The following is a 25,278-nucleotide window of genomic DNA, read 5'->3' as shown; positions in this document are numbered from 1 at the left end:
AGTTATACGACCTATTATTTTATTTTTCGGGAAGAAATGAGGTGTTCGCACACTAAATATACTCCCTTTGGTCAATAAGCAACAAAAAAATACCCGCACAAAATAATTTGGCGGGTAAATAATCGAAATTAGGTGTGAATGGTTAACTTTCTGCACATGTACTGTGTTTGCGATTTAACACTCAGCCGTATGCCAGCGCTTGCCTGCACGCGACCAAAGCAATGCCAAGCCTGGTGCGATTAGCAGCATGTGGAAAACCAGCAGATGAGGCTCAGAGAGTCCTGCACGTTGTGTGAGGCTGACAAGAATACCTGCACCGCTCATTTGAAAGAGACCAAGCAGCGCGGCGGCCGTGCCAGCACGCTGACCGAAAGGCTCTAACGCTTTGCCTGCAGATGAACCCAGCACCCAAGCAAAGCCAAATGATGATAAGAACACCGGCACCATGAAGGCCCATGCAGTTTGTGTCGAGCTCAAAACGCCCATCAATACGCCAGCAAATACCAATATCATCATGCCAGCGTTCAGCGTTTTACGACTGCCGAATATATCCATGATTTTTGGTGTCGTCATTGATGCAAAAATATTAAGCGCCGCATTGATGGCGAACCACCCTGTAAACTGCCCCATCGACAAACCCAATCCATTGATAAGTCGCACAGGTGCCGAGGTCACGTAAGCTAGAATCACCGCCATCGCTAGCATGCACAGCACGGCGTGATAGATAAAGACTGGCTCTTTCAATACTTGCCAATAACGTGAAGGACTCAGCAATGCGCCGCTTGAATCAGTATCAGCAGGGCGTGTTTCACGAAACAGCGTAAACACCAGTACAAGTGCCACTAGCGCATAGGCCATCATGAAACTGAAATTGGCTCGCCAACCAAACTGCGCGGTAAGCCAACTGCCCAGCAATGGTGCCAGTGCCGGAATAAAACAAATTGCACCGTTAAGGTAGCTGATCATTTGACCGCTTCGCTTACCGCCAAAGCTATCTCGTACCGCTGCAAACGCACACACCGAGGTCGCGCAAGCGCCAGCCCCCTGTAGCAGACGTGCAATGAGCAACGCATCTAAAGACGTGGCAACCCAAGCCATCGCCGAGCTGGCTGCATAAATGCAGATGCCGACTAGTGCGACTGGACGACGACCAAAGCGATCGGCCAATGGACCTGCCAATAATTGCCCCATACCCAAACTCACCATAAACCACGAAATAGTGTCTTGAATACGGGTCGGAGCAACATCAAATTCTGCCGCCATAATTGGCATAGCAGGCAAATAGATATCAATAGCAAGCGGGCTGAACAGTACAAGCAGTACCATCAATGCAACCAAGCGGCTATCAGGTTTCGAAGAAAGGGTGGACATAAAAGACTCCTGATTAATTGCCCGCAGTGTAGTCTTGTTTTGATATGAATAAAAATGGCTTATAGTCAGGTCAGACATTCCCAAATGGAATATTGCTCGTGAATTTGAACCACCTACTGCGCTACGATCTCAACCTTCTGATTTGTTTGCATATTCTTTTAGATGAATGCAATGTCACGCGCGCTGCGCAGCGTTTACACTTGAGCCAATCGGCAGTGAGCAAGAATTTAGCAAAGCTACGTGAGCAATTTGATGACCCATTGTTCAATCGCACATCGCGCGGCTTACACCCCACCGCTAAAGCGCTATCGCTCAAACCCGCTCTGAAGGCATTGCTGAATCATATCGAAGGGCTGACCATATCGGATGCGTTCAACCCTGCCACCAGCGATCGCCGCTTTCACTTTGCTTTAGTCGAAAGTGCTTACCCGCTTTTATTGCCGCGTTTTTTAGGTGAAATACTCGATGCTGCGCCATCAATTACTTTAGATACGGAAGCATGGGGCTCAGGCACCTTTAACGCCATGGCTCGCGGTGAGGTGGACTTCGGCATTACAGGAAAAGATCTGAACCCTGCTGACGCCATGCTCACGTTAATGCCGCCAAAAGGCATTGTTTATGAAGAACTCTATCAAGATCACCAAAAAGTGATTGTTCGCCAAGGGCATCCGCTGTTGTCGAAGCACTGGAACATGGAAAGCTATCTCAAACAACGTCATATTCAGGTGCGCTGTGATGGCAGCGATCGCTGGTTGCTAGACTACAAACTGGCCGAGCGCGGGCTTGAACGCGACATTGCAATGTATGTCCCTGACTTTAATAGTGCTGCCAGTTTATGCACGCACACCGATCTGGTTTTTACTGCGCCATCTCACTTCGCCAACGCCGTGGCAAAACAACTGGATTTGGTGGTGACATCCTTGCCTGAGCCTTTACCGCCGATGGCATATACCCTGTTTTGGCATCAAAGTCAGGAATCAGACCCTGGTCATCGTTGGCTTAGACAGCTCATTATTTCGCGTTGTCGATATATGACAGAAATTGCAGCGGCAGACGAAAACAGATAGGTTAGAGCCTAGAGAGAGCACGCTCGACCTCATCGATATTTTAAACGTTACGATCAATCAAAACAGATAAAAATAGGACGATAAATGCACGCCACTTATGCTGATCGCGTCACCGCATTGCGACGCTGGCTGGAAGACCAAGCACTGGATGCACTGGTTATTCCACATGAAGACGAATTTCTTGGAGAGTATATTCCCGCCCACAATGAGCGTCTTCACTGGGCTACCGGATTTACAGGTTCGGCAGGCGCAGCGGTGGTCACTCGCGAAAGTGCGGCCATTTTTGTTGATGGTCGCTATACCGTGCAGGTACGCAAGCAAGTACCTGGCGACATTTTCGAATATCGTCATTTGATTGATGAGCCCGCATTGCAATGGCTACTTTCAAACTTGCCGCAAGGCAGCAAAGTCGCCATCGACACGCGTCTTCATAGCGCTAACTGGCTGGCTAACGCCGAGAAAACAGTGGCAGGAAAACTGACACTGACCGCTATCAACAGCAATCCGATTGATGCACTTTGGCACGATCGTCCTGAGCCACTGTTGACCACGGCTCGTCTGATGGGCATCGAGCTCGTTGGACAAAGCAGCACCGAGAAACGCGTGATCATTGGCCAAGCACTGACAAAGGCCGGTGCAAACGCAGCATTGCTGAGTCAACTAGACAGTATTTGCTGGCTGCTTAATATTCGTGGTGGCGATGTGTCTCGCCTTCCTGTTGTGTTGACCACTGCATTGGTTGAAGCCAATGGTGACGTCACCCTGTTTATTGACCCTAACCGTCTACCCGATGACTTTGTGGCACATGTTGGCGCAGGCGTATCGGTGCAATCACCAGATGCACTAGAAGCGGCCTTGTCAGCTATGTCTGGCAAAACCATTTTGGTCGACCCACAAACCAGCAATGCTTGGGCAAGTCAGGTTCTCGCCAAAAACGGCGCAATCATTGTGCACGCTGCAGATCCTTGCATGCTGCCTAAAGCGGCCAAAAACACCACTGAAATTGCAGGCATGAAAGCGAGTCATATCCGAGATGGTGTGGCAGTAAGTCGTTTTCTAGCATGGCTAGATGCGCAAGTCGCAGCAGGCATTCTTCCAAACGAAGCAGAGCTTTCTGACAAACTCTACAGCTTTCGCAAATTGGACGAAACGCTGGCAGATTTGAGCTTTGATACCATTTCAGCTGCAGGCGGAAATGCGGCCATGTGCCACTATAACCACCTCAATCAGCCTAAGCCGGGCGAGCTGGAACTGAATAACGTGTATCTGGTGGACTCTGGCGGTCAATACCCAGATGGCACAACAGATATCACGAGAACCGTAGCGATCGGCGAATGTTCAGATGATGTGAAGCAGGCATTTACGCTGGTACTAAAAGGCCATGTTGCACTCACCACAGCACGTTTTCCGAAAGGAACCGCAGGTAGTCAACTGGATGCTTTGGCGCGTCAATACCTTTGGGCACACGGCTTTGACTACGACCATGGCACTGGTCACGGTGTCGGCCACTTCTTGAGTGTTCACGAAGGACCTCAGCGCATCGCGAAAGCGCCAAACACCGTGGCTTTGCTGCCAGGCATGGTGCTATCGAATGAGCCGGGCTATTACCGTGCAGATGCATTCGGTATTCGCATTGAAAATCTAGAGTTGGTGGTGGAAGTACCAACGGCGGGTGACATGACGGTATTAGGTTTTGAATCGTTAACTCGCGCGCCAATTGATCGTCGTTTGGTGGATGTTAACTTGCTGACTGACAGCGAAATCGCGTGGTGGAACGATTACCACCAAAAAGTGTGGGCCGATATCAGTCCATCACTGCAAGGTGATGATTTAGCGTGGCTTGAGCAAGCCGTGTCACCTTTGTCTCGATAACGCACTAGCACCGAGAACACAAAGAAAAAGGCTCCTCGGAGCCTTTTTAGTTTTCAATTTTTGACTACCCGGAGTACCCGGCTTGCCAATCCTTCCAAACCACGTCAAAGCCTGCACTTTTCACCGCATTGGCGACCTCTCTGGCGCTACGCTCATCAGAGACCGCAAACTGTTCCAATTCAGGCTCATCGTCGGCATAGCCACCCGGCTGAGTTTTTGATGCCGCAGACATAGACGTTATCCCAAGGGGTAAGACTTTATCGCGAAACGCTGGCGATTCACGGGTAGACAAGGAAAGCTCCACTTCCGTATTCAGCAACCTATACGCGCAAATAAGCTGCACCAATTGTCTATCTGTCATGACAGATTTGGGCTGCACAGCGCCTTCACACGGACGCAATCTTGGGAACGATATGGAATAACGACTGCGCCAATAAGTTCGCTCCAAATAGTCGAGGTGAGTCGCGACGAAAAAGCAATCCGTTCGCCATTCATCAAGCCCAATTAGCGCACCAATACCGATTTTATCGATGCCAGCTCGCGCCAGCCTATCTGGCGTATCAAGCCTAAAAGCAAAGTCTGTTTTATTACCTCGAAGATGATGCTCGCCGTAAGTCACCCGATTATAGGTTTCCTGATAGACCATCACCGCATCCAACCCCAACTCTTTGAGTTCAGCGTACTCTGCTTGCGCTAACGGCTGCACCTCCATCGCTAGGTAACTGAATTGACGTTTAATTTCAGGTATCGCCTGACGAAAATAGTTCATCCCAACTTTGGTTTGATGCTCACCCGTGACCAATAAAATGCTGTCAAAGTTCATCGCCTTGATAGCACGACACTCACGGCCAATATCATCCATCGACAGGGTACGTCGCTTGATGCGATTCTCCATCGAAAAGCCGCAATAGGTGCAAACATTGGCGCAAAGGTTCGACAAATACAGCGGAACATAGAAATTCACGGTATAGCCAAAACGGCGGCGAGTTAACGCCGCTGCTTGTTGCGCCATTTGTTCAAGATAGGGCTCGGCGGAAGGCGATATCAAGGCTTTAAAATCCTCAAGATCTCGTTTGGGTTTCGCCAGCGCACGTAAGACATCCGCTTCAGTTTTACTGTAGATGGACAACCGAACGTCATCCCAATCCATTGTTTCCCAAGAGATTGAAAAACTCATGGTTCCTCCCGCCTATCAAGTAAGCTCATCAAGAAACGACGTGAGTGGACTCGATGCAACAGCATGCTGCACTTTGCCCGCCAACCCTGCTTCATAGGCCATGCGACCGCTTTCCACTGCCAACTTAAACGCACGAGCCATATCAACAGGATTGTGTGCCGCTGCAATGGCTGTGTTCACCAGTACTGCATCAGCACCTCTTTCCATCGCTTCTGCAGCGTGAGAAGGCGCGCCAATCCCAGCATCGACGATCACAGGCACCTTGGCTTGATCGATGATGATGTCGAGAAAGTCTCGCGACACTAGGCCTTTGTTGCTGCCAATCGGTGCGCCCAGCGGCATGACTGCTGCGCAGCCGACTTCTTCGAGTCGCTTACACAGCACAGGATCAGCATGGCAATAAGGGAGAACAACGAACCCTTCTTGTACCAACCTCTCGGCGGCCTTCAGCGTCTCAATCGGGTCAGGCATCAAGTACTTTGGATCGGGATGGATTTCGAGCTTAAGCCAGCGAGTACCAAGCGCTTCTCGTGCCAATCGTGCAGCAAAAATGGCTTCTTTCGCCGTTTTTGCGCCTGATGTATTCGGCAATAAATTGAGATTGGCCGCGATAAGCGGTGCAAGAATATCGTCTTCACGGTTTTGAACGTCAATGCGTTTAAGCGCCATGGTGACAAGTTCAGAGCCGCTTGCCGCAATACTTTGCGCCATGACTTTAGTTCCGGAAAATTTTCCGGTGCCCGTAAATAATCGAGACGAAAACGTTTTATCTGCAATGGTTAACATGGTCATCCTCCTGCAATGGCTTGAAACACCGCCACCTGAATGCCTTCGGTCAATGGTGTCTGCTGCCACTGACCTCGCGGGATAATCTCCCCGTTGATGGCGATAGCCACCGATTGTTGAGGCAATGACAACTCGCGAACCAATGCATCAAGATCACTGGCACTGGCTGGCGAATATGCCTGTTCATTAAGCCAAATGTTCATCGGGCACCTCGTTGATATACGATGGGTTATGGGGATGACAGACTGCGCAATTACTATCAATAGGGATCGGCATTGCGCGAAGCGACAAGGATTGACCATCCAGTTGATAGAAACGGCTGGGGATGTTTGTTGTCTGCGTCAGTAGCTTGAGTGTTTCCAGTGCTTGAAAATTACCGATAACACCCACAACGGGGCCCACGACCCCCGCGCTTTGGCAATTTCGCGGAGGCTCATCACTGCTTGCAGGAAACAAGCAGTGATAACAAGGCGAAGTGCTTGCTGAAAAATCAAACACCATCAGCTGTCCTTGCCACCCAATCGCGGCACCTGCAACCAATGGTGTGCAGGCTTTACTGCACGCTGCATTTACCGCTTGTCGGGTCGCCATGTTGTCACTGCAATCGAGCACGACATCGGCCAATGACACTTCGAGATCAAGCGCTCTACCAGCAAGATGGCGTTCCACTGCGCGACATTGAACCTGTGTGTTCAGCGCCATTAGCTGCGCACTCAGTGCGCGCGCTTTGCTCTCACCCAGATTGTCTTCACGGTATGCCACTTGGCGTGATAAGTTTGAACGCTCTACTGCATCATCATCAGCAAGCACCAGGTGACCTACACCCGCACCAGCAAGATAGAGGCTGGCTGCTGTGCCTAAACCGCCACATCCCACAATAAGTACCTTTGCTTGCTTCAGGCGAGACTGCCCTTCTTCTCCCCACTCAGACAGCATAATTTGACGGCTGTAACGCTCAAACTCGCTATCAGACAGCGGCGGAATGCTCATGTCTCGCCTCCTCGGTCAAAATGCGTGAAAACGACTGAAGCGTCGAAGGCAGATAGCCCGATTCGGTGATAGCTCGAACAACGGCAATCGCATCCACGCCGGTTTGCCAAACCTCTGGTGCAACAGACAAATCAATACCACCAATCGCGACGGTCGGGAAACGACCGTCGACGGTTTTCAGGTGTTGAGCCAATTGTTCTGTGCCTTGAGGAGGTGTGGGCATGACTTTGGTTGGCGTCGGAAAGATATGTCCAATAGCCAAATAGCTCGGCGCAATCGAGAGAGCTAAATCCAGCTCCTGCTCCGTTCGAGTTGAGATCCCCAAACGAACCCCCGCCTGAGCAATGGCCTCGAGATCTGCATCTTTCAGATCATCTTGACCGAGGTGTATACCGTATGCCCCTGCTGCGAGTGCTTTCTCCCAGTAATCATTGATAAAAACCTGAGCCTTAGCGATCTTTCCAGCGGAGACGGCCTCTTCGATCATGACGTCTAAGTCGGGATGATTGGGATCTTTGACCCTAAGCTGAACGGTGCGCACGCCCAGCGTCAACAAGCGCTTGAGCAATACAATGTCATCAACCACCGGATAAAGAGGGCCAATGCCCTCCTCGAGACGCGCAAATGATACACGATGGTTTAACGTTGAAGGTTTCATCGCTCCTCCTACGCTTTCTGGTGGTAAAGTTCACTGCCTTTGGCCAAGAACTCTGCCGATTTTTGTTTCATGCCTTCCAGCGGATCATCCAGCATCTGAACTTCTACCGCTTGGCCTTTCTCTTGGTTTTTAGCGCTTTCGTCTTTAGCAAAAGCAAGCCGGACTTCTTGGCTTATCTTCATGGAGCAAAACTTAGGCCCGCACATCGAACAGAAATGCGCCACCTTGCCAGACTCTTGAGGCAGCGTTTCGTCGTGATAAGCGCGCGCTGTATCTGGGTCAAGCGCCAGATTAAATTGATCTTCCCAGCGAAACTCAAAACGTGCTTTAGACAAGGCATTATCGCGAACCTGCGCGCCAGGGTGGCCCTTTGCGAGGTCTGCGGCATGCGCGCACAATTTGTAAGTGATCAAGCCGGTTTTGACATCGTCTTTATTCGGTAAGCCAAGGTGTTCTTTCGGTGTCACATAGCAAAGCATGGCGCAACCGAACCAACCAATCATGGCAGCACCAATGCCAGATGTGATGTGGTCGTAACCTGGTGCGATATCCGTCGTCAGTGGGCCGAGAGTATAAAAAGGCGCTTCATGACAGTGCTTGAGTTGCTCGTTCATGTTTTCTTTGATCATGTGCATCGGCACGTGACCAGGGCCTTCAATCATGACCTGTACATCGTACTCCCAAGCGACTTTGGTCAACTCACCCAAAGTGCGCAACTCAGAGAATTGCGCTTCATCATTCGCATCTGCAATTGAGCCGGGGCGCAAGCCGTCCCCCAAAGAAAGCGCGACATCATACTGAGCACAAATTTCACAGATCTCTCTGAAGTGGGTGTAGAGGAAACTTTCAGTGTGATGAGCAAGGCACCATTTCGCAATAATAGATCCACCACGAGACACTATTCCCGTCACGCGCTTGGCAGTCATTGGTACATATCGCAGCAAAACACCAGCGTGAATCGTAAAGTAGTCAACCCCCTGCTCGGCTTGCTCAATAAGCGTGTCTCTCATTACCTCCCACGTTAGGTTTTCTGCAATCCCGTTAACCTTCTCAAGCGCCTGATACATAGGTACAGTGCCGATCGGTACGGGGCTATTACGCAAGATCCACTCACGGGTCTCGTGAATGTTTCGTCCCGTCGACAAATCCATGACCGTATCGCCACCCCAGCGAGTCGACCACACCAACTTCTCTGTTTCTTCTTCTATTGAAGAACTCACAGACGAATTACCAATGTTGGCGTTGACCTTAACCAAAAAATTTCGCCCGATAATCATCGGTTCGGATTCGGGATGGTTGATATTAGATGGGATGATCGCGCGACCTTCCGCGACTTCTCTGCGCACAAACTCTGGGGTGATTTCTTTAGGTAGATTGGCACCAAAGCTTTGCCCTGGATGCTGGTGATTCAGTTGATCATCTGCATATTTGTGGCGTCCCATATTTTCACGTATGGCGATGTATTCCATTTCCGGCGTAACAATACCCTGTCGCGCATAGTAAAGCTGAGTCACTCGCTTACCTGCTTTCGCACGACGGATATCAGGCAGCCTACCGAAACGCAGTTCATCTAGCGTATCGTCATCCAAGCGAGTTTGAGCAAATTCAGACGTGACCTTATCGAGTAACTCCGTATCGGAACGCTCTTCAATCCAGCGCTCACGAAGCTTTGGCAAGCCCGCATAAATATCAATGTGATAATCAGGATCCGTATAGACACCTGAGGTGTCATATATCAATACAGGCTCGTTATCTTCAAATTGTGGCGTTTCTTTATTGCCGCCAATCAGACTTGGAGACAATGAGATTTGTCGCATACCAACACGGATATCAGGACGGGATCCTACAACGTGGACTTTCTTAGAATTAGGGAAGGGTTGTACCGACAGGTTGTCGATGAAATCTTTAGCTTCGTTTCTGGCTTGTTTACGGGTCGACATAGCATTACTCCATTAATTGAGGGAATAAATGCTTGCCGGATTTGCTCTGCAAGAGGTGTGTTACGCATAGATACACTTACCCCATTTGGGGTGACGTAATCTAAAAACACGATTGTATTTGCTTCTCTTGTTTCCTTCGCAGGTATTAGCCTGATCAGGTTCAACGGATCCCGCTTTCGCGGTCTCAGCCAAGTGGCACTCCGACAAGTATCAGCAGCAGTATAAGAAATGCGCTACGCCTTCTCAACCTTAGTGTTTGTGATTAGCTGCGCATTAAAAGCTGAAAACCAGCCCACGCTGAGAAAATACACACTACAACATTCAATACGATGTTAAGTCCCATTTTGAACCATTCACCTTGCTGAAGCAGCAAAACGTTGTCCATTGAGAACGTCGAGAACGTTGTGAGTGCACCAAGAAAACCAAGGCCAATCAAGTGCCGCCATGGACCAGGACCAAAGGTTTCCTGTTCAAGTGCTGCCACAAGAAATCCCATTATCAATGAACCAATAACGTTCACCGTTAGCGTTCCATAAGGAAAACCTCGACCTAATAAAATAACGCAAAGCTCAGAAATGAGATAACGAGAACAAGCACCTACCGCGCCGCCAAGTGCAATGTAGAAAAGCAAAATCGCTTGATTCATAAACTGAAACCACTCGTAGCTTAAAACAGTAGCAATATGATACGCCGTAAAATCAACAAGCGCTAAAACAAGGGTGATAAATGGATGTGATTGCGTATAACTGAGATGTATTAGAGATACGCTGAAGCCGAAGTGATACTGAAGTGAAAAAGTGACAGACACAAAAAAGCCCCGACATTGCTGTCGAGGCCTTGAATGTGGCAGGGGTGGAGAGATTCGAACTCCCAACACGCGGATTTGGAATCCGCTGCTCTGCCAATTGGAGCTACACCCCTATACGGACGTTATTCTAACGACAATAAGCAAAATAGCCAGAGTTTAGTAACACAGCGCACTCCAACTGAACAGGAATTAAGCAATGTCGTGCTTTTCAGCAAGGTTTTGTTTGTATTTATTAAATACGAGTAAAGCAATAACCGCTGGACCAGCCACAGCAGTTGCAACTGCTGTACAAAGTAACGTCATTTGAATTAATGCTGATAAATCATTCATTTGATGACTCTCCAAGCCGTTAAATAGTGGTTTGATAATAACGTGATGGTATAAAAAAAAGCTCTCAATAGTAAGAAAAAAACCAATCAAATCCATTGTTGCATTGCATAATATGCAATAACTCAACACCGATCACTTCATGTATGGATTGTCATACATGAAGTTCTAGACTTCTTACTACAACAAATCAAACAATTAATGAAATTATTAATAAGAAAAAGTGCATGGCCGCATAGGAAGTGCCCAAAGGAATCTACAGTTCGATTGCCACTAACACGGCAAGCACCTATAGATCCAACCGCTTGAATGTGTGAACTTTCCCAAAAAAAGATATTAAAAACGATGCTTCAGGAGGTGCGTAAGAAGAAGAAACTTCAAAATAGATTTGAGAACAACTGAGCTTGCATTCAATCAAGCTAATGCGTGTCGCGGCGTCACAAGCTTTCTGGGAGCAAAACGATTAAAAGCCCCGTCATTTCTGGCGAGGCGTCTTTAAATTAATGGTGAAGTAACCGGACTCAACGCGCACGGCAAGTGGGCCGGCCTCCCGGACGCAACCTAAAGTGCGAAGCACTTTTCTGGGGCGCAGATAGCAAAAAACCTCAACATTTCTGCTGAGGTTTCTCTAATAAGTGGCGGAGCGGACGGGACTCGAACCCGCGACCCCCGGCGTGACAGGCCGGTATTCTAACCAACTGAACTACCGCTCCACACGGTGATAAACACCTTGGTGTCTATCCGATACACGCCGTTCAACGCGGGTATCTAAACTTTTTGCCTTCATCTTTATCTTAAAAAGATGAAAACGAATTTGAAGCCTGGCGATGTCCTACTCTCACATGGGGAGACCCCACACTACCATCGGCGCTATTACGTTTCACTACTGAGTTCGGCATGGGATCAGGTGGGTCCATAATGCTATGGTCGCCAAGCAAATTTTGTTGTGTCCCTCGCTTGCGCGAAAAACAAAAATCTGAAGAAAATCTGACTAGCCTATTTCTCAATACACATTCAATGTTCTTATCTGAGTCCGCTAAAACCCCTTGGGTGTTGTATGGTTAAGCCTCACGGGCAATTAGTATCAGTTAGCTCAACGCCTCGCAGCGCTTACACACCTGACCTATCTACGTCGTAGTCTCCAACAACCCTTTAGGACACTTATAGTGTCAGGGATGACTCATCTCGAGGCTTGCTTCGCGCTTAGATGCTTTCAGCGCTTATCAATTCCGAACTTAGCTACCGGGCAATGCCACTGGCGTGACAACCCGAACACCAGAGGTTCGTCCACTCCGGTCCTCTCGTACTAGGAGCAGCCCCTCTCAATCATCCAACGCCCACGGCAGATAGGGACCGAACTGTCTCACGACGTTCTAAACCCAGCTCGCGTACCACTTTAAATGGCGAACAGCCATACCCTTGGGACCGACTTCAGCCCCAGGATGTGATGAGCCGACATCGAGGTGCCAAACACCGCCGTCGATATGAACTCTTGGGCGGTATCAGCCTGTTATCCCCGGAGTACCTTTTATCCGTTGAGCGATGGCCCTTCCATTCAGAACCACCGGATCACTATGACCTACTTTCGTACCTGCTCGAATTGTCATTCTCGCAGTCAAGCGGGCTTATGCCATTGCACTAACCTCACGATGTCCGACCGTGATTAGCCCACCTTCGTGCTCCTCCGTTACTCTTTGGGAGGAGACCGCCCCAGTCAAACTACCCACCAGGCACTGTCCGCAACCCCGATTAGGGGCCAACGTTAGAACATCAAGCATACAAGGGTGGTATTTCAAGATTGCCTCCACACATACTGGCGTACGTGCTTCTAAGGCTCCCACCTATCCTACACATGTAGGGTCAATGTTCAGTGCCAAGCTGTAGTAAAGGTTCACGGGGTCTTTCCGTCTAGCCGCGGGTACACAGCATCTTCACTGCGATTTCAATTTCACTGAGTCTCGGGTGGAGACAGCGTGGCCATCATTACGCCATTCGTGCAGGTCGGAACTTACCCGACAAGGAATTTCGCTACCTTAGGACCGTTATAGTTACGGCCGCCGTTTACCGGGGCTTCGATCAAGAGCTTCTCCGAAGATAACCCCATCAATTAACCTTCCGGCACCGGGCAGGCGTCACACCGTATACGTCATCTTTCGATTTTGCACAGTGCTATGTTTTTAATAAACAGTTGCAGCCACCTGGTATCTGCGACTGCCTCTAGCTCCATCCGCAAGGGACTTCACCGGAGGCAGCGTACCTTCTCCCGAAGTTACGGTACCATTTTGCCTAGTTCCTTCACCCGAGTTCTCTCAAGCGCCTTGGTATTCTCTACCCGACCACCTGTGTCGGTTTGGGGTACGATTGCTTATAACCTGAAGCTTAGAGGCTTTTCCCGGAAGCATGGCATCAATGACTTCATCACCGTAGTGACTCGACATCGTGTCTCAGTGTTAACAGCGTCCCGGATTTACCTAAGACACCCACCTACGCACTTGAACTTGGACAACCGTCGCCAAGCTCACCTAGCCTTCTCCGTCCCCCCATCGCAGTTATAAGCAGTACGGGAATATTAACCCGTTTCCCATCGACTACGCCTTTCGGCCTCGCCTTAGGGGTCGACTTACCCTGCCCCGATTAACGTTGGACAGGAACCCTTGGTCTTCCGGCGAGGAGGTTTTTCACCCCCTTTATCGTTACTCATGTCAGCATTCGCACTTCTGATACCTCCAGCAAACCTTACAGTTCACCTTCAACGGCTTACAGAACGCTCCCCTACCCAACAACTCCGAAGAGTTGATGCCGCAGCTTCGGTGTATCGCTTAGCCCCGTTACATCTTCCGCGCAGGCCGACTCGACCAGTGAGCTATTACGCTTTCTTTAAATGATGGCTGCTTCTAAGCCAACATCCTGGCTGTCTGAGCCTTCCCACATCGTTTCCCACTTAGCGATAACTTTGGGACCTTAGCTGGCGGTCTGGGTTGTTTCCCTCTCCACGACGGACGTTAGCACCCGCCGTGTGTCTCCCGGATAGTACTTACTGGTATTCGGAGTTTGCAAAGGGTTGGTAAGTCGGGATGACCCCCTAGCCTTAACAGTGCTCTACCCCCAGTAGTATTCGTCCGAGGCGCTACCTAAATAGCTTTCGGGGAGAACCAGCTATCTCCGAGTTTGATTGGCCTTTCACCCCTAGCCACAAGTCATCCGCTAATTTTTCAACATTAGTCGGTTCGGTCCTCCAATTGATGTTACTCAATCTTCAACCTGCCCATGGCTAGATCACTCGGTTTCGGGTCTACTCCTAGCAACTCATTCGCCCAGTTAAGACTCGGTTTCCCTACGGCTCCCCTATTCGGTTAACCTTGCTACTAAAAGTAAGTCGCTGACCCATTATACAAAAGGTACGCAGTCACCCCACGAAGAGGCTCCCACTGCTTGTACGTACACGGTTTCAGGTTCTATTTCACTCCCCTCACAGGGGTTCTTTTCGCCTTTCCCTCACGGTACTGGTTCACTATCGGTCAGTCAGGAGTATTTAGCCTTGGAGGATGGTCCCCCCATGTTCAGACAGGATACCACGTGTCCCGTCCTACTCGTTTTCACGATAAAAGCATTGTCGTGTACGGGGCTATCACCCTGTATCGCTACCCTTTCCAGGGTATTCCACTAACACTTAAACCGCTTAAGGGCTAATCCGGGGTCGCTCGCCGCTACTGCCGGAATCTCAATTGATTTCTTTTCCTTCGGGTACTTAGATGTTTCAGTTCCCCGAGTTCGCCTCATGCCGCTATGTATTCACTGCATGATACGTGCTTATGCACGTGGGTTTCCCCATTCGGAAATCGTAGACTCAAGTGGCTGTTACTGCCTTATCTACGCTTATCGCAAGTTACTACGTCCTTCATCGCCTCTGACTGCCAAGGCATCCACCGTGTACGCTTAGTCACTTAACCATACAACCCCAAGAGGTCTTGTGTATGGCAAACAACCAAGGTGTTCTCGTTAAAGAACAAGTTCATCTTTCAATGAACGGTTTTTCGCCGGACTCAAATATGTTCACCCCTCTCTAAGAGAAGAATGAAACCAAGAACACTTGAATGTGTTTGGTGTTAATTCCGAAGAATTAACGTTTTGAGAACTTTTGTTTCGTTACCTCTCGGGTAGAGAGATAAGAAACAGATTTCAATTTAATCATTCGATTAAATTTACTAGTCAGCTTTCCAGATTTTTAAAGAGCAAAGTGATGTATCTCTGAGACAGAGATGTCCACTTTCTAAAGACACTCGTGAGAATGTTTTTAAAGAGTGGTGGAGCTATGCGGGATCGAACCGCAGACCTCCTGCGTGCAAGGCAGGCGCTCTCCCAGCTGAGCTATAACCCCATCGATATTACTTAGTACCAATTTCATCTAGGAAATGAAATTGGTGGGTCTGAGTGGACTTGAACCACCGACCTCACCCTTATCAGGGGTGCGCTCTAACCACCTGAGCTACAGACCCATCTAAGTAACGTTCTTTGCTTTTTCAACCTATACAATTTGTGTGAGCACTTGCATCAATAGTATCGTTAAGGAGGTGATCCAGCCCCAGGTTCCCCTAGGGCTACCTTGTTACGACTTCACCCCAGTCATGAACCACACCGTGGTAAACGCCCTCCCGAAGGTTAAGCTATCTACTTCTGGTGCAGCCCACTCCCATGGTGTGACGGGCGGTGTGTACAAGGCCCGGGAACGTATTCACCGTGGCATTCTGATCCACGATTACTAGCGATTCCGACTTCACGGAGTCGAGTTGCAGACTCCGATCCGGACTACGACGTACTTTCTGGGATTCGCTCCACCTCGCGGCCTCGCTGCCCTCTGTATACGCCATTGTAGCACGTGTGTAGCCCTACTCGTAAGGGCCATGATGACTTGACGTCGTCCCCACCTTCCTCCGGTTTATCACCGGCAGTCTCCCTGGAGTTCCCACCATGACGTGCTGGCAAACAAGGATAAGGGTTGCGCTCGTTGCGGGACTTAACCCAACATTTCACAACACGAGCTGACGACAGCCATGCAGCACCTGTCTCACAGTTCCCGAAGGCACAAGTCCATCTCTGGTCTCTTCTGTGGATGTCAAGAGTAGGTAAGGTTCTTCGCGTTGCATCGAATTAAACCACATGCTCCACCGCTTGTGCGGGCCCCCGTCAATTCATTTGAGTTTTAATCTTGCGACCGTACTCCCCAGGCGGTCTACTTAACGCGTTAGCTCCGAAAGCCACGACTCTAGGTCACAACCTCCAAGTAGACATCGTTTACAGCGTGGACTACCAGGGTATCTAATCCTGTTTGCTCCCCACGCTTTCGCATCTGAGCGTCAGTCTTTGTCCAGGGGGCCGCCTTCGCCACCGGTATTCCTTCAGATCTCTACGCATTTCACCGCTACACCTGAAATTCTACCCCCCTCTACAAGACTCTAGCCTGCCAGTTCAAAATGCGGTTCCCAGGTTGAGCCCGGGGCTTTCACATCTTGCTTAACAAACCGCCTGCATGCGCTTTACGCCCAGTAATTCCGATTAACGCTCGCACCCTCCGTATTACCGCGGCTGCTGGCACGGAGTTAGCCGGTGCTTCTTCTGCAGCTAACGTCAAATTAATACGCTATTAACGTACTAACCTTCCTCACTGCTGAAAGTGCTTTACAACCCGAAGGCCTTCTTCACACACGCGGCATGGCTGCATCAGGCTTGCGCCCATTGTGCAATATTCCCCACTGCTGCCTCCCGTAGGAGTCTGGACCGTGTCTCAGTTCCAGTGTGGCTGATCATCCTCTCAAACCAGCTAGGGATCGTCGCCTTGGTGAGCCATTACCTCACCAACTAGCTAATCCCAACTGGGCCCATCCCGACGCGAGAGGTCCGAAGATCCCCCTCTTTGGTCCGTAGACATCATGCGGTATTAGCAGTCGTTTCCAACTGTTATCCCCCACGTCAGGGCAGGTTCCCAGCCATTACTCACCCGTCCGCCGCTCGTCATCTTCAAAAGCAAGCTTTTGAAATGTTACCGCTCGACTTGCATGTGTTAGGCCTGCCGCCAGCGTTCAATCTGAGCCATGATCAAACTCTTCAATTAGAATTTTGTTGTCACTCGAAAGTGACGCTCAATGAATACTGAATTACTTTTTTGCCCTAAGGCAAATCTGCATTGACTGTGTTTCTTATTGGTTTCCACTTTTGAAAAAGTGAAATCAAAACAGCTCAAGGCTGATTTCCAATTCGATTGGGTCACTCAGTTCATTGATAAATCTTATGTCTATCAAATACGAGTGCCCACACAGATTGTATAGGTCAAATTGTTAAAGAACGTTGACTTTCAATGCGTTGGCGCGTTGCGCTTCAGCAAGTCAGGCCGCGTATAATACGCGATTCTGATGTTCAGTCAAGAAAAAACTTTCATCTTTTTTCATCCGAAGATGACGTATAAAAATCTTTTCTTAACGTCGCTCACATTACAATCAGTCGGAGCGAAATAAAAGCCCGTTCGCTTGAACGGGCTCTCATTCAAATTTGAAGCCTGGCGATGTCCTACTCTCACATGGGGAGACCCCACACTACCATCGGCGCTATTACGTTTCACTACTGAGTTCGGCATGGGATCAGGTGGGTCCATAATGCTATGGTCGCCAAGCAAATTTTGTTGTGTCCCCCGCTTGCGCGAAAAACAAAAATCTGAAGAAAATCTGACTAGCCTATCTCTCAATACACATTCAATGTTCTTATCTGAGTCCGCTAAAACCCCTTGGGTGTTGTATGGTTAAGCCTCACGGGCAATTAGTATCAGTTAGCTCAACGCCTCGCAGCGCTTACACACCTGACCTATCTACGTCGTAGTCTCCAACAACCCTTTAGGACACTTATAGTGTCAGGGATGACTCATCTCGAGGCTTGCTTCGCGCTTAGATGCTTTCAGCGCTTATCAATTCCGAACTTAGCTACCGGGCAATGCCACTGGCGTGACAACCCGAACACCAGAGGTTCGTCCACTCCGGTCCTCTCGTACTAGGAGCAGCCCCTCTCAATCATCCAACGCCCACGGCAGATAGGGACCGAACTGTCTCACGACGTTCTAAACCCAGCTCGCGTACCACTTTAAATGGCGAACAGCCATACCCTTGGGACCGACTTCAGCCCCAGGATGTGATGAGCCGACATCGAGGTGCCAAACACCGCCGTCGATATGAACTCTTGGGCGGTATCAGCCTGTTATCCCCGGAGTACCTTTTATCCGTTGAGCGATGGCCCTTCCATTCAGAACCACCGGATCACTATGACCTACTTTCGTACCTGCTCGAATTGTCATTCTCGCAGTCAAGCGGGCTTATGCCATTGCACTAACCTCACGATGTCCGACCGTGATTAGCCCACCTTCGTGCTCCTCCGTTACTCTTTGGGAGGAGACCGCCCCAGTCAAACTACCCACCAGGCACTGTCCGCAACCCCGATTAGGGGCCAACGTTAGAACATCAAGCATACAAGGGTGGTATTTCAAGATTGCCTCCACACATACTGGCGTACGTGCTTCTAAGGCTCCCACCTATCCTACACATGTAGGGTCAATGTTCAGTGCCAAGCTGTAGTAAAGGTTCACGGGGTCTTTCCGTCTAGCCGCGGGTACACAGCATCTTCACTGCGATTTCAATTTCACTGAGTCTCGGGTGGAGACAGCGTGGCCATCATTACGCCATTCGTGCAGGTCGGAACTTACCCGACAAGGAATTTCGCTACCTTAGGACCGTTATAGTTACGGCCGCCGTTTACCGGGGCTTCGATCAAGAGCTTCTCCGAAGATAACCCCATCAATTAACCTTCCGGCACCGGGCAGGCGTCACACCGTATACGTCATCTTTCGATTTTGCACAGTGCTATGTTTTTAATAAACAGTTGCAGCCACCTGGTATCTGCGACTGCCTCTAGCTCCATCCGCAAGGGACTTCACCGGAGGCAGCGTACCTTCTCCCGAAGTTACGGTACCATTTTGCCTAGTTCCTTCACCCGAGTTCTCTCAAGCGCCTTGGTATTCTCTACCCGACCACCTGTGTCGGTTTGGGGTACGATTGCTTATAACCTGAAGCTTAGAGGCTTTTCCCGGAAGCATGGCATCAATGACTTCATCACCGTAGTGACTCGACATCGTGTCTCAGTGTTAACAGCGTCCCGGATTTACCTAAGACACCCACCTACGCACTTGAACTTGGACAACCGTCGCCAAGCTCACCTAGCCTTCTCCGTCCCCCCATCGCAGTTATAAGCAGTACGGGAATATTAACCCGTTTCCCATCGACTACGCCTTTCGGCCTCGCCTTAGGGGTCGACTTACCCTGCCCCGATTAACGTTGGACAGGAACCCTTGGTCTTCCGGCGAGGAGGTTTTTCACCCCCTTTATCGTTACTCATGTCAGCATTCGCACTTCTGATACCTCCAGCAAACCTTACAGTTCACCTTCAACGGCTTACAGAACGCTCCCCTACCCAACAACTCCGAAGAGTTGATGCCGCAGCTTCGGTGTATCGCTTAGCCCCGTTACATCTTCCGCGCAGGCCGACTCGACCAGTGAGCTATTACGCTTTCTTTAAATGATGGCTGCTTCTAAGCCAACATCCTGGCTGTCTGAGCCTTCCCACATCGTTTCCCACTTAGCGATAACTTTGGGACCTTAGCTGGCGGTCTGGGTTGTTTCCCTCTCCACGACGGACGTTAGCACCCGCCGTGTGTCTCCCGGATAGTACTTACTGGTATTCGGAGTTTGCAAAGGGTTGGTAAGTCGGGATGACCCCCTAGCCTTAACAGTGCTCTACCCCCAGTAGTATTCGTCCGAGGCGCTACCTAAATAGCTTTCGGGGAGAACCAGCTATCTCCGAGTTTGATTGGCCTTTCACCCCTAGCCACAAGTCATCCGCTAATTTTTCAACATTAGTCGGTTCGGTCCTCCAATTGATGTTACTCAATCTTCAACCTGCCCATGGCTAGATCACTCGGTTTCGGGTCTACTCCTAGCAACTCATTCGCCCAGTTAAGACTCGGTTTCCCTACGGCTCCCCTATTCGGTTAACCTTGCTACTAAAAGTAAGTCGCTGACCCATTATACAAAAGGTACGCAGTCACCCCACGAAGAGGCTCCCACTGCTTGTACGTACACGGTTTCAGGTTCTATTTCACTCCCCTCACAGGGGTTCTTTTCGCCTTTCCCTCACGGTACTGGTTCACTATCGGTCAGTCAGGAGTATTTAGCCTTGGAGGATGGTCCCCCCATGTTCAGACAGGATACCACGTGTCCCGTCCTACTCGTTTTCACGATAAAAGCATTGTCGTGTACGGGGCTATCACCCTGTATCGCTACCCTTTCCAGGGTATTCCACTAACACTTAAACCGCTTAAGGGCTAATCCGGGGTCGCTCGCCGCTACTGCCGGAATCTCAATTGATTTCTTTTCCTTCGGGTACTTAGATGTTTCAGTTCCCCGAGTTCGCCTCATACAGCTATGTATTCACTGCATGATACGTGCTTATGCACGTGGGTTTCCCCATTCGGAAATCGTAGACTCAAGTGGCTGTTACTGCCTTATCTACGCTTATCGCAAGTTACTACGTCCTTCATCGCCTCTGACTGCCAAGGCATCCACCGTGTACGCTTAGTCACTTAACCATACAACCCCAAGAGGTCTTGTGTATGGCAAACAACCAAGGTGTTCTCGTTAAAGAACAAGTTCATCTTTCAATGAACGGTTTTTCGCCGGACTCAAATATGTTCACCCCTCTCTAAGAGAAGAATGAAACCAAGAACACTTGAATGTGTTTGGTGTTAATTCCGAAGAATTAACGTTTTGAGAACTTTTGTTTCGTTACCTCTCGGGTAGAGAGATAAGAAACAGATTTCAATTTAATCATTCGATTAAATTTACTAGTCAGCTTTCCAGATTTTTAAAGAGCATTTCTCTTTCGAGAACAGCGCAAAAAGCGCTAATCAATGACACTGTCATTCATTAGGGCTTTTTCCGTTTTATTCTTCAACCTATACAATTTGTGTGGACACTTGCATCAATAGTATCGTTAAGGAGGTGATCCAGCCCCAGGTTCCCCTAGGGCTACCTTGTTACGACTTCACCCCAGTCATGAACCACACCGTGGTAAACGCCCTCCCGAAGGTTAAGCTATCTACTTCTGGTGCAGCCCACTCCCATGGTGTGACGGGCGGTGTGTACAAGGCCCGGGAACGTATTCACCGTGGCATTCTGATCCACGATTACTAGCGATTCCGACTTCACGGAGTCGAGTTGCAGACTCCGATCCGGACTACGACGTACTTTCTGGGATTCGCTCCACCTCGCGGCCTCGCTGCCCTCTGTATACGCCATTGTAGCACGTGTGTAGCCCTACTCGTAAGGGCCATGATGACTTGACGTCGTCCCCACCTTCCTCCGGTTTATCACCGGCAGTCTCCCTGGAGTTCCCACCATGACGTGCTGGCAAACAAGGATAAGGGTTGCGCTCGTTGCGGGACTTAACCCAACATTTCACAACACGAGCTGACGACAGCCATGCAGCACCTGTCTCACAGTTCCCGAAGGCACAAGTCCATCTCTGGTCTCTTCTGTGGATGTCAAGAGTAGGTAAGGTTCTTCGCGTTGCATCGAATTAAACCACATGCTCCACCGCTTGTGCGGGCCCCCGTCAATTCATTTGAGTTTTAATCTTGCGACCGTACTCCCCAGGCGGTCTACTTAACGCGTTAGCTCCGAAAGCCACGACTCTAGGTCACAACCTCCAAGTAGACATCGTTTACAGCGTGGACTACCAGGGTATCTAATCCTGTTTGCTCCCCACGCTTTCGCATCTGAGCGTCAGTCTTTGTCCAGGGGGCCGCCTTCGCCACCGGTATTCCTTCAGATCTCTACGCATTTCACCGCTACACCTGAAATTCTACCCCCCTCTACAAGACTCTAGCCTGCCAGTTCAAAATGCGGTTCCCAGGTTGAGCCCGGGGCTTTCACATCTTGCTTAACAAACCGCCTGCATGCGCTTTACGCCCAGTAATTCCGATTAACGCTCGCACCCTCCGTATTACCGCGGCTGCTGGCACGGAGTTAGCCGGTGCTTCTTCTGCAGCTAACGTCAAATTAATACGCTATTAACGTACTAACCTTCCTCACTGCTGAAAGTGCTTTACAACCCGAAGGCCTTCTTCACACACGCGGCATGGCTGCATCAGGCTTGCGCCCATTGTGCAATATTCCCCACTGCTGCCTCCCGTAGGAGTCTGGACCGTGTCTCAGTTCCAGTGTGGCTGATCATCCTCTCAAACCAGCTAGGGATCGTCGCCTTGGTGAGCCATTACCTCACCAACTAGCTAATCCCAACTGGGCCCATCCCGACGCGAGAGGTCCGAAGATCCCCCTCTTTGGTCCGTAGACATCATGCGGTATTAGCAGTCGTTTCCAACTGTTATCCCCCACGTCAGGGCAGGTTCCCAGCCATTACTCACCCGTCCGCCGCTCGTCATCTTCAAAAGCAAGCTTTTGAAATGTTACCGCTCGACTTGCATGTGTTAGGCCTGCCGCCAGCGTTCAATCTGAGCCATGATCAAACTCTTCAATTAGAATTTTGTTGTCACTCGAAAGTGACGCTCAATGAATACTGAATTACTTTTTTGCCCTAAGGCAAATCTGCATTGACTGTGTTTCTTATTGGTTTCCACTTTTGAAAAAGTGAAATCAAAACAGCTCAAGGCTGATTTCCAATTCGATTGGGTCACTCAGTTCATTGATAAATCTTATGTCTATCAAATACGAGTGCCCACACAGATTGTATAGGTCAAATTGTTAAAGAACGTTGACTGTAGAAGCGACTCCGTGGAGGCGCCTTCTCATCGTCAGGGCTGCGAATTTTACGCTGCCGGGCGATGAAGTCAAGAAGAAATTTTGAGATTTTTCAACGTTGCTTTCGCAACCTTCAAAACGTCTTGTTGACTCCCTTCAACCGCGATAAGCACTGGGCTTTTCCGTTGAAGCAGGCGGGCATTCTACTGATTGAGTCGTTAACGTCAAGCGTTTATTTTCAATCAATTTTGAAGCCGTTTCGCCGTACTGATTTAGTGAGTGTTTCCTAGTTTGGAAGCCGCTCTCCGTGTCAGTGAGGCGGCATTATAGGGCGGTTTGAGATCTTGGCAAGGGCTTTATTGCAGTTTTTCATTCAAAACAATTCGTTCGTTCACTTTTCACACGAAACGCCGTTAAAGTGAACCAAAACGCTTTGAGAATTGCCTCACACGTTCCCAGTTCGTGTATTCTACCTCTTTACTAGAATCCGTTTCGCCGCCTGTCATCTTCATAATGAATTGAATCATGATGCGATCAAATAAACGATAACGCGGGTAATAGAGGGCACCAGCGAATACATCTATCGTTTCTGGCTGCCATGGGGATAGCTTTAAGAACTTCTGAATGTAGACGCTCCCCTCTGGCGTGTCCTTCCCAGGTTTACGTGCGGTCAGGTTCACACAGAAAAAAGCAGCACCAGCCGCTTTCAAAGCAGAAAGGTGGTTATCAATAAACTGGTACAGCTTCTTATTAAAGTGCCCGTAACGGATAGAAGCACCAATGAGGACTCTATCGTAGTCTGACAAATTCACATTTGGCATCTCGTGCAAGTCCACCAAATCACACCGATAACTGCCCGCTAATTCCTTTTCGATAAAGCGGAGGATCTTAACTGTCTGCCCTTCACGGCTTGAATAAAGAAGAAGTGCCTTTTTCATAGTAATTCCTAATAAATGCGAACCGAGCTAGCTGCGCCAAAATGTGGGCGTAAAGAGGACAAGCAAGGTAAAGACTTCAAGTCGCCCAAACAGCATAGACAAAATCAACACCCATTTAGCACTGCTATTTACGTCACCAAAATGCACAGCAACTTCACCCAAGCCAGGGCCAAGGTTATTTAATGTTGCCGCGACAGCCGAGAATGCGGTGAGCTCGTCCATGCCCGTAGCAATCAATGCCAGCATACAAAGAACAAATACCAGTGCATAGGCAGAGAAAAAGCCCCAAACCGCATCAACAACTTGTTGCGGCAGTGCCTTGTTACCCACTTTAATGGTGTAAACAGCGCGGGGGTGAACCAAACGCTTTAACTCTCGGGAACCTTGCAGAGAAAGCAGCAATATACGAATAACTTTCATGCCACCACCGGTAGAACCCGCACACCCTCCTATAAAGGAGGAAAAGAGGAGCAACACTGGGAGGAACAAAGGCCATTCAGAAAAGCCTGTCGTGGTGTAGCCCGCAGTGGTTGAAATTGACACGGTTTGGAAAATAGCTTGGTTAAACGCCTCAAACTCTGAGTCATAGGTGCCATGATCCATCAGCATGCCAAAAACAATCGCCAGCAGAATAATCTGAATAGCAACAAACGCTCTAAATTCTGGGTCTCTGAAGTAGAACCCGGGGTGAAGCTTCCCACTAGCAAACGCAGCAAAGTGCAGTGAGAAGTTACACGCGGATATAAAAAGGAAGAAAACGGTAATGAAGTTGATCGCCGAACTATTGAAATAGCCAATACTCGCATCATGGGTAGAAAATCCACCAATAGCGACCGTCGAGAAACTATGACTAATAGCATCAAAGATCGACATTCCCGCCAACCAATAAGCCGCTGCACATGACACTGTCAACGCCAAGTAGATATACCAAAGCGCTTTTGCGGTTTCGGCTATACGCGGTGTCATCTTACTGTCTTTAACTGGCCCTGGAATTTCAGCCCGATACAACTGCATACCACCTATACCCAACACGGGTAATATTGCAACGGCAAGCACAATGATACCCATGCCACCAAACCACTGCAGAAGCTGGCGATAAAACAGAACTGCTTTGGGCAACTCATCAAGGCCAACTATCACGGTTGCCCCTGTTGTCGTTAGGCCAGAGAAAGATTCAAAGAAAGCATCCGTGACAGACATGTTGGGCTGTTCGGAGAGCATAAATGGAATAGACCCAGCACTGCCGATTACCGTCCAAAACAGTACAACGATCAGAAAGCCATCTCGCGCTTTTAGCTCATGTCGATAACGCCGGTTGGGAAACCATAGCGAACCGCCACCAGCAAGCAAAAGAAAGAAAGTAAGAACGAAGGGAAAACCTTCACCATCACGATAAATAAATGCCACCACCGCTGGCGCCAGCATGGTGATACTAAAGAGTGCCAGGAGAAGCCCGACGATACGGATAATTGAACGAAATTGCATAGCCTGAGGG

At 49.4% G+C, this 25,278-nt stretch carries 13 protein-coding genes, 4 tRNA genes, 6 rRNA genes and 1 riboswitch; of the genes, 2 read left to right on the top strand and 21 right to left on the bottom strand.

The genetic code is table 11. From position 1 onward, the window contains the following. Window positions 1-174 precede the first annotated feature (174 nt). Window positions 175-1,371: a multidrug effflux MFS transporter gene (locus tag AB8599_RS00190; protein WP_407331832.1), complete on the bottom strand. Its 1,197-nt coding sequence runs from the start codon at window positions 1,369-1,371 to the stop codon at window positions 175-177. A gap of 98 nt (window positions 1,372-1,469) precedes the next feature. Here AB8599_RS00190 and AB8599_RS00185 point away from each other — a divergent pair, with 98 nt between their 5' ends. Both AB8599_RS00185 and AB8599_RS00180 read left to right on the top strand, forming a co-directional pair. After that, window positions 1,470-2,438 (top strand): LysR family transcriptional regulator, encoded by a 969-nt coding sequence (locus AB8599_RS00185; RefSeq protein WP_407331831.1) that lies wholly within the window; start codon window positions 1,470-1,472, stop codon window positions 2,436-2,438. 84 nt (window positions 2,439-2,522) lie between these two features. Further along, window positions 2,523-4,310 carry an aminopeptidase P family protein gene (locus AB8599_RS00180; protein WP_407331830.1) on the top strand — a complete coding sequence of 596 codons (1,788 nt, stop codon included), beginning with the start codon at window positions 2,523-2,525 and terminating at the stop codon, window positions 4,308-4,310. A 64-nt stretch (window positions 4,311-4,374) separates the two neighbouring features. Here the strand turns inward: AB8599_RS00180 and thiH are convergent, their stop codons facing one another. From thiH to AB8599_RS00080, 20 genes are all read right to left on the bottom strand, one after another. Next, complete coding sequence (thiH, locus tag AB8599_RS00175; protein ID WP_407331829.1) at window positions 4,375-5,487, bottom strand: 2-iminoacetate synthase ThiH; 1,113 nt, start codon at window positions 5,485-5,487, stop codon at window positions 4,375-4,377. A 15-nt stretch (window positions 5,488-5,502) separates the two neighbouring features. Then, window positions 5,503-6,273, bottom strand: a complete 771-nt coding sequence (locus tag AB8599_RS00170; RefSeq protein ID WP_407331828.1) for a thiazole synthase — start codon at window positions 6,271-6,273, stop codon at window positions 5,503-5,505. 2 nt (window positions 6,274-6,275) lie between these two features. Beyond that, window positions 6,276-6,476: a sulfur carrier protein ThiS gene (thiS, locus tag AB8599_RS00165; RefSeq protein WP_407331827.1), complete on the bottom strand. Its 201-nt coding sequence runs from the start codon at window positions 6,474-6,476 to the stop codon at window positions 6,276-6,278. Beyond that, a complete protein-coding gene (locus AB8599_RS00160) occupies window positions 6,460-7,263 on the bottom strand; it encodes a HesA/MoeB/ThiF family protein (protein ID WP_407331826.1) in 804 nt (267 codons plus the stop codon). The genes thiS and AB8599_RS00160 overlap by 17 nt, the downstream gene beginning before the upstream one ends. Continuing rightward, window positions 7,241-7,921, bottom strand: a complete 681-nt coding sequence (gene thiE, locus AB8599_RS00155; protein ID WP_407331825.1) for a thiamine phosphate synthase — start codon at window positions 7,919-7,921, stop codon at window positions 7,241-7,243. The genes AB8599_RS00160 and thiE overlap by 23 nt, the downstream gene beginning before the upstream one ends. 8 nt (window positions 7,922-7,929) lie before the next feature. After that, complete coding sequence (gene thiC / locus AB8599_RS00150) at window positions 7,930-9,861, bottom strand: phosphomethylpyrimidine synthase ThiC (RefSeq protein WP_407331824.1); 1,932 nt, start codon at window positions 9,859-9,861, stop codon at window positions 7,930-7,932. Between the two features lie 114 nt (window positions 9,862-9,975). Further along, window positions 9,976-10,074, bottom strand: a riboswitch (TPP riboswitch). A 49-nt stretch (window positions 10,075-10,123) separates the two neighbouring features. Further along, entirely contained in the window at window positions 10,124-10,507 is a 384-nt protein-coding gene (gene crcB / locus AB8599_RS00145; RefSeq protein ID WP_407331823.1) for a fluoride efflux transporter CrcB, read from the bottom strand. Window positions 10,508-10,705: 198 nt separating this feature from the next. Next, window positions 10,706-10,782 (bottom strand) — tRNA-Trp (locus AB8599_RS00140). A 76-nt stretch (window positions 10,783-10,858) separates the two neighbouring features. Continuing rightward, complete coding sequence (locus AB8599_RS00135; protein ID WP_407331822.1) at window positions 10,859-11,095, bottom strand: hypothetical protein; 237 nt, start codon at window positions 11,093-11,095, stop codon at window positions 10,859-10,861. 537 nt (window positions 11,096-11,632) lie between these two features. Further along, window positions 11,633-11,709 (bottom strand) — tRNA-Asp (locus AB8599_RS00130). Between the two features lie 106 nt (window positions 11,710-11,815). Further along, window positions 11,816-11,931: ribosomal RNA gene (gene rrf, locus AB8599_RS00125) — 5S ribosomal RNA — on the bottom strand. Window positions 11,932-12,053: 122 nt separating this feature from the next. After that, window positions 12,054-14,946 (bottom strand): 23S ribosomal RNA (locus AB8599_RS00120). 352 nt (window positions 14,947-15,298) lie between these two features. Then, window positions 15,299-15,374 (bottom strand) — tRNA-Ala (locus tag AB8599_RS00115). 41 nt (window positions 15,375-15,415) lie between these two features. After that, a tRNA-Ile gene (locus AB8599_RS00110) sits at window positions 15,416-15,492 on the bottom strand. 68 nt (window positions 15,493-15,560) lie between these two features. Continuing rightward, window positions 15,561-17,105: ribosomal RNA gene (locus AB8599_RS00105) — 16S ribosomal RNA — on the bottom strand. A 439-nt stretch (window positions 17,106-17,544) separates the two neighbouring features. Further along, window positions 17,545-17,660 (bottom strand): 5S ribosomal RNA (rrf, locus tag AB8599_RS00100). 122 nt (window positions 17,661-17,782) lie between these two features. Next, window positions 17,783-20,675 (bottom strand): 23S ribosomal RNA (locus AB8599_RS00095). A gap of 405 nt (window positions 20,676-21,080) precedes the next feature. Beyond that, window positions 21,081-22,625 (bottom strand): 16S ribosomal RNA (locus AB8599_RS00090). The 16S, 23S and 5S rRNA genes sit together here with 3 tRNA genes alongside, the layout of an rRNA operon. A gap of 633 nt (window positions 22,626-23,258) precedes the next feature. Further along, on the bottom strand, window positions 23,259-23,783 hold the full coding sequence (gene hemG / locus AB8599_RS00085) for a menaquinone-dependent protoporphyrinogen IX dehydrogenase (RefSeq protein ID WP_407331821.1): 525 nt from the start codon (window positions 23,781-23,783) through the stop codon (window positions 23,259-23,261). Between the two features lie 27 nt (window positions 23,784-23,810). Further along, a complete protein-coding gene (locus AB8599_RS00080; RefSeq protein WP_407331820.1) occupies window positions 23,811-25,268 on the bottom strand; it encodes a TrkH family potassium uptake protein in 1,458 nt (485 codons plus the stop codon). Between the last annotated feature and the right edge of the window lie 10 nt (window positions 25,269-25,278).

The sequence above is a fragment of the Enterovibrio litoreus genome (assembly GCF_045679545.1).
Taxonomy (GTDB): Bacteria; Pseudomonadota; Gammaproteobacteria; order Enterobacterales; family Vibrionaceae; genus Enterovibrio.
This window is presented reverse-complemented; position numbering and strand designations above follow the sequence as displayed.

Excerpts from the sequence above, each read along its gene's own strand:
- AB8599_RS00190 (WP_407331832.1), bottom strand. The coding sequence starts at position 1,371 with ATGTCCACCCTTTCTTCGAAACCTGATAGCCGCTTGGTTGCATTGATG.
- AB8599_RS00180 (WP_407331830.1), top strand. The coding sequence starts at position 2,523 with ATGCACGCCACTTATGCTGATCGCGTCACCGCATTGCGACGCTGGCTG.
- thiH (WP_407331829.1), bottom strand. The coding sequence starts at position 5,487 with ATGAGTTTTTCAATCTCTTGGGAAACAATGGATTGGGATGACGTTCGG.
- AB8599_RS00170 (WP_407331828.1), bottom strand. The coding sequence starts at position 6,273 with ATGTTAACCATTGCAGATAAAACGTTTTCGTCTCGATTATTTACGGGC.
- thiS (WP_407331827.1), bottom strand. The coding sequence starts at position 6,476 with ATGAACATTTGGCTTAATGAACAGGCATATTCGCCAGCCAGTGCCAGT.
- AB8599_RS00160 (WP_407331826.1), bottom strand. The coding sequence starts at position 7,263 with ATGAGCATTCCGCCGCTGTCTGATAGCGAGTTTGAGCGTTACAGCCGT.
- thiE (WP_407331825.1), bottom strand. The coding sequence starts at position 7,921 with ATGAAACCTTCAACGTTAAACCATCGTGTATCATTTGCGCGTCTCGAG.
- thiC (WP_407331824.1), bottom strand. The coding sequence starts at position 9,861 with ATGTCGACCCGTAAACAAGCCAGAAACGAAGCTAAAGATTTCATCGAC.
- crcB (WP_407331823.1), bottom strand. The coding sequence starts at position 10,507 with ATGAATCAAGCGATTTTGCTTTTCTACATTGCACTTGGCGGCGCGGTA.
- AB8599_RS00135 (WP_407331822.1), bottom strand. The coding sequence starts at position 11,095 with ATGGATTTGATTGGTTTTTTTCTTACTATTGAGAGCTTTTTTTTATAC.
- hemG (WP_407331821.1), bottom strand. The coding sequence starts at position 23,783 with ATGAAAAAGGCACTTCTTCTTTATTCAAGCCGTGAAGGGCAGACAGTT.
- AB8599_RS00080 (WP_407331820.1), bottom strand. The coding sequence starts at position 25,268 with ATGCAATTTCGTTCAATTATCCGTATCGTCGGGCTTCTCCTGGCACTC.